This is a genomic window from Pedococcus sp., assembly GCF_036000045.1.
Taxonomy (GTDB): Bacteria; Actinomycetota; Actinomycetes; order Actinomycetales; family Dermatophilaceae; genus Pedococcus.
In genome coordinates this window covers 1-6,849 of sequence record NZ_DASYGF010000084.1, presented here as the reverse complement: position 1 = coordinate 6,849, position 6,849 = coordinate 1, and the positions used below count along the sequence as shown (strand labels likewise).

The 6,849-nt window shown below is 73.2% G+C and carries 6 protein-coding genes and 1 pseudogene; 3 read left to right on the top strand and 4 right to left on the bottom strand.

From position 1 onward, the window contains the following. The 4 genes and pseudogenes from VGN50_RS12815 to VGN50_RS12800 all read right to left on the bottom strand — a co-directional run. Positions 1-383: pseudogene (locus VGN50_RS12815) on the bottom strand (Fe-S cluster assembly protein SufB); the annotation flags it as partial. Then, entirely contained in the window at positions 380-1,111 is a 732-nt protein-coding gene (locus VGN50_RS12810; RefSeq protein WP_327445195.1) for a helix-turn-helix transcriptional regulator, read from the bottom strand. The gene VGN50_RS12810 and the pseudogene VGN50_RS12815, both read right to left, overlap by 4 nt. A gap of 67 nt (positions 1,112-1,178) precedes the next feature. Further along, positions 1,179-4,205, bottom strand: a complete 3,027-nt coding sequence (locus tag VGN50_RS12805; protein ID WP_327445194.1) for an ATP-binding protein — start codon at positions 4,203-4,205, stop codon at positions 1,179-1,181. A gap of 61 nt (positions 4,206-4,266) precedes the next feature. Next, positions 4,267-4,443 carry a hypothetical protein gene (locus tag VGN50_RS12800; protein ID WP_327445193.1) on the bottom strand — a complete coding sequence of 59 codons (177 nt, stop codon included), beginning with the start codon at positions 4,441-4,443 and terminating at the stop codon, positions 4,267-4,269. Positions 4,444-4,626: 183 nt separating this feature from the next. Here VGN50_RS12800 and VGN50_RS12795 point away from each other — a divergent pair, with 183 nt between their 5' ends. The 3 genes from VGN50_RS12795 to VGN50_RS12785 all read left to right on the top strand — a co-directional run. Beyond that, the gene (locus tag VGN50_RS12795) at positions 4,627-5,337 is read left to right on the top strand and encodes an ABC transporter ATP-binding protein (RefSeq protein WP_327445192.1); all 711 of its coding nucleotides are present in this window, start codon (positions 4,627-4,629) and stop codon (positions 5,335-5,337) included. Then, positions 5,334-6,122, top strand: a complete 789-nt coding sequence (locus VGN50_RS12790) for an ABC transporter permease (RefSeq protein ID WP_327445191.1) — start codon at positions 5,334-5,336, stop codon at positions 6,120-6,122. Before VGN50_RS12795 ends, VGN50_RS12790 begins: the two co-directional genes overlap by 4 nt. A gap of 43 nt (positions 6,123-6,165) precedes the next feature. Further along, positions 6,166-6,849: COX15/CtaA family protein (locus VGN50_RS12785; protein ID WP_327445190.1), on the top strand; the 684-nt coding region annotated here is incomplete at its 3' end.

The following is a 6,849-nucleotide window of genomic DNA, read 5'->3' as shown; positions in this document are numbered from 1 at the left end:
GCCACGCCACCGATGAGGCGCTGCTTCTCGGCCTCCGGGATGCCCAGCTTGTCGTAGGTGTTCTTGATGTCCGCGGGCAGGTCGTCCCAGGTGGCCGCCTGCTTCTCCGTGGACTTCACGAAGTACTTGATGTTCTGGAAGTCGATCCCGGTCAGGTCCGAGCCCCAGCTCGGCATGGGCTTCTTGCCGAAGAGGCGCAGGGACTTCAGGCGCAGGTCGAGCATCCACTCGGGCTCGTTCTTGCGCATCGAGATGTCGCGCACGACGTCCTCGTTGAGGCCTCGTTTGGCCACAGCGCCAGCCGTGTCGCTGTCAGCCCAGCCGTACTCGTAGCGACCGAGGTCCTTCAGACCTGGGTTCAGCTCCTCGATGTGGGTGCTCATCGCGTGGGCCCTTCCTTCGGTGGGGTGTCGCCTGCTGGGGTGTCAGATGTGGGGGTGGGGACGAACGTGGTGCACACGTGGTCACCGTGCGCGAGCGTGGCCAAGCGCTGCACGTGGACGCCCAACAGCCTCGAGAACGCGTCTGTTTCAGCGTCACAGAACGCAGGAAATTCCCGGGCGGCGTGCTGCACGGGGCAGTGCCCCTGACAGAGCTGTATGCCGGTGAGCGGGCCGCCGGTGCTCGGCTCACCCACGGGACGGGCCGAGGCAGCGAACCCGTCGCGGGTGAGGGCGCCCACCAGGACGCCGACCCGTGCGGCGGTCTGGGGGCCCGTGGCGGCGAGCTCTGCGGCATAGCGCTGCTCGAGCTCGCCCACGCGCGCCTCGGCGAACCGGCGAACCGCGCCCTCGCCGGACTCCTGCGCGAGGAAGCGCAGCGCCTGGGTGGCGAGGTGGTCGTAGTCGGACTCCAGCGCCTGGTGACCCGCCTCGCTCAGCACGAAGGCCTTGGCGGGTCGGCCTCGGCCGCGATGACCGGGAGGCAGCTCGCGGTCGACGATGAGCCGGGCCTCGACGAGGTTCTCGAGGTGACGGCGGACGGCCGGCGAGGTCAGGCCGAGGTCCTCGGCGAGAGCTGCGGCGGTGACGGGTCCGTGCTCGCTGATGGCCTGCAGCACCCGGTCTCGAGTGCGCGACTCGAGGACCTGGGGGGCCTCAGCGATATTCACAACACCCATGTTACGTAATTGGTGCTCCCAGCGGAAAGGAAGGGGCCCCTAACCCCCGCCGGAGCGGTCAGTCGAGCCAGCCACGCTCACGAGCGAGCGCCACGGCCTCACCGCGGCCGGCCGCGCCGAGCTTGGCAAGGATGTTCGAGACCTGGACGCTGGCGGTCTTGGCACTGATGAACAGCTGCATGCCGATCTCGCGGTTGCTGCGGCCTCGCGCCACGAGCGTGAGGATCTCCCGCTCGCGGGCGGTGAGCGCCTCGCCCAGCCGCTCGGCCGGGCGGCGCGGGACGGTGGGACGCTCGCCGCCGGCCTCGCGGATCTCGGCGCGCAGCGGCTCAGCACCGAGCTCGCGGGCGACGTCGAGGGCAGCCTGGAGCACTGGCCCGGCGGCCGGGTCGCCGGCGGCCCGCAGAGCGGCACCCAGCCTGGCGCGGGAGCGCGCCGCCTCGTAGCGGTGGCCGTAGGTGTCGAAGAGCTCGACGGCGTCCTGCCAGGCGGCCACCAGGGTCTGCGACTCGACGGGTTCGGCGCTCAGCCACCGCAGCCGCAGTCCCTCCGCGCGCAGGCGGGCGCGCCACGCTGTCGACTCGGGACCGCCCTGCCCAGCCGCCGCGGCCAGCTCCCAGGCGCTCTCCCCCGCCTCGACAGCGGCGCGTCCCCGGGCCAGCAGCTCCGCGCGCTCGGCCGTGGGGGTGCGCTGCAGGTGGGAGCCCAGCTGTCCCAGCAGCAGGGCGCCGATGCGCAGCTGCGCCTGGAAGTGCGGCTGCCAGAGGCGGGTCAGCTCGGCGACGACATCGTCATGGGCGGAGATGGCACCACGGAGGTCACCAGCGGCGCCGTGAAGGTCGATGGCGGCACTCCCCGCAAGCACGGCGACCAGGCCGTCGGCATCCCACCACGGTCGCGTCGCGGCGAGCGCCGCCTGCCACCCTGAGCCCCCGCGGGCGGCCTCGACATAGAGCCGCACTCCAGTGAGCAGGGCTGCGGCCGGTTGGGGCGGGCAGTCCTCACCCACCTCGAGCAGGTCCACCGCCTCGTCCCATCGCCCTGCCTCGTACGCGGCCACCGCGGCCAGCAGAAGGCAGTCGAACGCATAGGGGGCCCACCGGCGGCCGGCAGCCAGGCCCACCTCCGCACCCGCGAGGTAGACGTCCATGGCACGGTCGAGACGCCCTAGGCGATGGTGCAGCGAACCCAGGTGGTGGTAGGCGCGCACCTGCGCGGTGTCCCCGGCAGTGCCCGTCTCGGCGATGATGCGCTCGAGGGAGACCCTGCTGCCCTCGGGGTCTCCCGCGCGCTCCAGGACCCGGGCGGCGACGACGCGCACCTCGTCGGCGACCTCGGGCAGGGCGGCCGCCTCCGCGGCGGCGATCGCCTCGTCGGCAGCCCTGGCTGCCTCCTCGTCGCGACCCCGGTCGGCCAGCGCCTGCACGTGGGCACCGAGGAGCCGGGCCCTCTCTGCGGGATGGTCCTCATCACTGGCGTCAAGGAGGGAGAGCCCCTCCTTGGTCATGGCCAGTGTGTCGAGCATGCTCTCGGTCAGCCGGGCCGTGGCGGCGAGGGCGGCCAGGAGGTCGGCCCGCCCACCTACATCGCCATGGGCACCACGCCGGGCGAGCCGGGTCTGGAGGAGCTCGAGACCCTTGAGCGCCTGTCCCTTGGCGGTGGCCGCCGCCGCGGCGCGCAGCGACACCCGGTCAGCGTCCGGGTGGTCGTCGGGCATGAGCGAGAGCGCCAGCTGGTAGTGCTGCCACGCCTCCTGCGGGCCGCCCATCGCCAAAGCCGAGTCCCCGGCACGGATGCTCGCGCCGAGCGCCAGCTCACGGCGGCCGGCCGCAGTCGCGTGGCGGGCGAGGTCGGCCCACGGGCCGAGGGACCGGTCGGCGGTCAGAGCGTCGGCATACCGCTCGTGCGCCCGCACGCGCTCGCCGGGCAGGAGGTCGTCATAGATCGTCTCCGCCAGCAGTGCATGCCGGAAGGCGTAGCCACCGGACTCGGTGGGCACGAGGATGTGGCGCTCGACGGCATCGCGCAAGCCCTCGTCGAGCTCGCTGTCGGACAGGCCGGCGACGCTGGCGAGCAGCGCATGCGTGACCTGCCGCCCGGACGCCGACGCCAGGCGCACGACGTGCTGCCCGGAGGCGCCGAGCTGGTCGAAGCGCACCAGCAGCAGGCGCGAGAGATCCTCGGCGACTCCGGTGCGGCCGAGGACGCTCGCGGCCACGAGCTCCTCGGCGAAGAAGGCGTTGCCCTCGGCGCGCTCGACCACGGCGCGGACCTGGTCCTCACTCAGCGCATCGCTCGCCGCACTGCCGGCGCCGCCCCCGGATCGCTCGGGCTGGACTCCCCTGATGAGCTCTCGGACGGCGTCGTCGCTGAGAGGTTCGAGCTCGATGCGGTGCAGGGCACCGAGCCTGGACCAGTGGGCGAGCGTCGAGCGGAGGGGGTGGCGACGGTGGAGGTCGTCGCTCCGGTAGGAGGCCACGACGCTGACCCGGCCGGCGAAGCCGCGGGTGAACAGCAGGGTCAGCAGGTCGCGGGACGAGTCGTCGGCCCAGTGGACGTCCTCGACGACGAGCAGCACGGGGCCCTGCCGCGCGAGGTCCTCGAAGGCCGCATGAGATGCCTCGACGAGCTCGGCCCGCTCGATGGTGCCGGCGATGTCGAGGTCTCGGCGACGGCTGGGGAACAGTCGCGCCAGGTGGGGGTGAACCGTCAGGATGCGCTCGACGGCCGTCGGGTCCTGTGTCTCGAGCCGGCCCAGCATCTCGCTGAACGGCAGGTATGGCAGCGCCCGCCCGGCCTCACCCAGGCAGTGGCCGACCAGGACGGTCCAGCCTGCCGCGCGGGCCCGGGAGGCGGCGTCGGCCAGCAGGCGCGTCTTGCCGATGCCGGCATCGCCGGCGAGCAGCACCAGCCCTGATCCGGAGTCGCCAGAGGTGGCGTCGCCCGGGGTGGCGTCGCCCGGGGTGGAGGCGTCGAGGCCGAGCAGGTCGGCGAGACGGGCCGCCTCTGCGCCGCGGCCGACGAAGAGTCCCGGTGCCACACCGTCCAGGCCCACGCCGCCGATTATGTCGGAGTCGTCCGACATCGAGGGCGCCTCCCCGTGCAAGCCCGGACGTCCAGCCCGGCTGGCTGTCACGGGTCGGGGTCTACGCGATGCGTGGAGCGGCCGGCCGCCCGTGGCGGTGGTGCAGACGCCCCACGACGGCGTCGCGGACGCGGTGCGGGCGGTGCACCGTCGGCAGGGGGGTCGCGGCGCCGGACAGCTGGCGCGTCCTCCACTGCACCTCGGCGGCGATGAACAGGGGGTCTGCGGCAATGCTCATGTCAGCTCCTCAGCTGGGTGGTGGTGGTTCGATGCCCTCACGGTGCTCGGCTGAGGAGGGCCGGCACATGGGTCACCTGCCCTATCTCTGCCGTGCACCCCAGCGAGGGGCCTTAGACGTCACCTGCGTCACGACCTGCGGGGTCCTTACTGGAGCTCGCTCAGGGCCACCTAGACTCGTGACGTGCCACCTGCTGTCGTCGTCACCGGGCTCGAGAAGCGCTATGGCAGCAGCGTCGCCCTCGCTGGTGCCGACTGGAGTGCCTCGGCTGGAGCCGTCACGGCGATGCTGGGGCCCAACGGGGCAGGCAAGACGACCATGATCGAGTGCTGTGAGGGGCTGCGCCGTCCCGACGCCGGCGATGTGCGGGTCCTGGGCAGCGACCCGTGGCGCGCCGGCCCCGAGCATCGGGCCCGCGTCGGCGTGATGCTCCAGGACGGCGGCCTGCCCAACGCGGCTCGCCCGCTGCGCCTCCTGCACCACCTTGCCTCGATGTATGCCGCGCCGGCCCCCGTCGAGGACCTCGCGGAGCGGCTCGGCATCACCGAGTTCGCGGGCACTCCCGTGCGGCGGCTCTCGGGCGGCCAGCGCCAGCGCGTCGCCCTCGCCGCCGCTCTCGTCGGCAGGCCCGAGGTCGTCTTCCTCGACGAGCCGAGCGCCGGCCTGGACCCCCACGCCCGGCTGGACGTCTGGGACCTCGTCCGGGCGACGGCAGCCGCAGGCACCGCCGTCGTCGTGACGACACACTCCTTCGAGGAGGCCGAGCGCCTCGCCGACCACATCGTCGTCGTCGCGGCGGGCAGGGTCGTCGCGGACGGCACCCTGGCCGAGGTCACAGGCGGCGTCGGGCTCGAGGAGCGCTACTTCGCTCTCACGCGCAGGTCCGTGGCATGAGCGCCACCCCCGCCTCTGCGGCATACCCGGCCACTCCGGTCACGACCCCGGCGAGCCCGTGGCAGCGGGTCACGTCGCAGGCGCGGTTCGAGGCCGGCACGTTGCTGCGCAACGGTGAGCAGCTGCTCGTGGCGATCCTGCTCCCGGCGGCCGTCCTCGTCGGCCTCGTCCATGCCGGCGCGATCTCGCTCGGCTCCGGCCGTCGCGTCGACCTCGCAGTGCCGGGCGTCTTGGCCCTCTGCGTCATCTCGTCCGCCTTCACGGGGCAGGCGATCTCCACCGGGTTCGACCGTCGGTACGGCGTCCTGCGCCTGCTCGGCGTCACCCCACTGGGTCGCACCGGGCTGCTGCTGGCCAAGGCTGTCGCGGTCCTGGCCGTCGTCGCGCTCCAGTTCGTGGTCATCGGCGTGCTCGGCGCCACGCTCGGCTGGGAGCCCGCCCTGCGAGGCGTGCCCGCGGCGCTGGTCACGACGATGCTCGGCACCTGGGCGTTCGTCGCCCTCGCGCTACTGCTCGGCGGCACGCTCCGCGCCGAAGGGGTGCTCGCGCTGGCCAACCTCGTGTGGGTCGCCCTGCTCGGGCTCGGCGGAGTCGTCGTCCCCGGCACCGAGCTGCCCCACTCGTTGGCTCCCCTCGTCGGGCTGCTGCCGTCGGGAGCTCTGGGGGACGGCCTGCGGGGCGCCCTCGCCTCCGGTCAGGTCCGGTTCGGCGACTGGGTCGTGCTGACCGTGTGGGCTCTCGGGGCCACCGCGCTGGCGCGCCGGTTCTTCCGGTGGACCGACTGACCCACAGCCGTCCCACGCAGCCGGGCCACGTACCCTCGATGCCGTGACCGCAGCGCCCGCCCGACCTCTCGCGACTCCTCCCGTTCGCACCCGCTCCGCGTGGCTCCCGAGGGTCCTGATGGCCAACCTGGTGGTCGAGGTGCTGATCGTGGTGACCGGCGGCCTGGTGCGCCTGACGGGCAGCGGGCTCGGCTGCCCCACCTGGCCCCAGTGCGTGCCGGGGTCCTACATACCCGTCGCCCACCAGGCCCAGGGCTGGCACCGCTACGTGGAGTTCGGCAACCGCACCCTCACGAGCGTGGTCAGCATCGCCGCCATCGCCACCGTGTATGCCGTGTGGCGCTGGGGAGCCCGGCGCCGCGACCTCATGGTGCCCGCATGGGTCGTCCTCGGCGGGGTGGTCACGCAGGCCATCCTCGGTGGCATCACCGTGCGCACGGGCCTGAGCCCCATCACCGTCGCGGCCCACTTCCTCGTCTCGATGTGCCTGGTGGCCGCGTCGGCCTACCTCGTCTTCCGCTCCCCCGAGCCGCCCGGTCCGCGCGCCCTCGTCGTGCCCGTCCTCGTCGAGCGGCTGGGCTGGGGTGCCTGTGCGGTGGCAGCCGTCGTGCTGGCCCTCGGCACGGTCGTGACGGGCTCGGGACCACATTCGGGCGACGCCAACGCGCCCGCGCGCTTCGGCTTCGACCCGCGCAGCGTGTCGTGGCTGCACGCCGACACCGTGATG

Coding starts and splice junctions, on each gene's coding strand:
- VGN50_RS12805 (WP_327445194.1), bottom strand. CDS start 4,205: ATGTCGGACGACTCCGACATAATCGGCGGCGTGGGCCTGGACGGTGTG.
- VGN50_RS12800 (WP_327445193.1), bottom strand. CDS start 4,443: ATGAGCATTGCCGCAGACCCCCTGTTCATCGCCGCCGAGGTGCAGTGG.
- VGN50_RS12790 (WP_327445191.1), top strand. CDS start 5,334: ATGAGCGCCACCCCCGCCTCTGCGGCATACCCGGCCACTCCGGTCACG.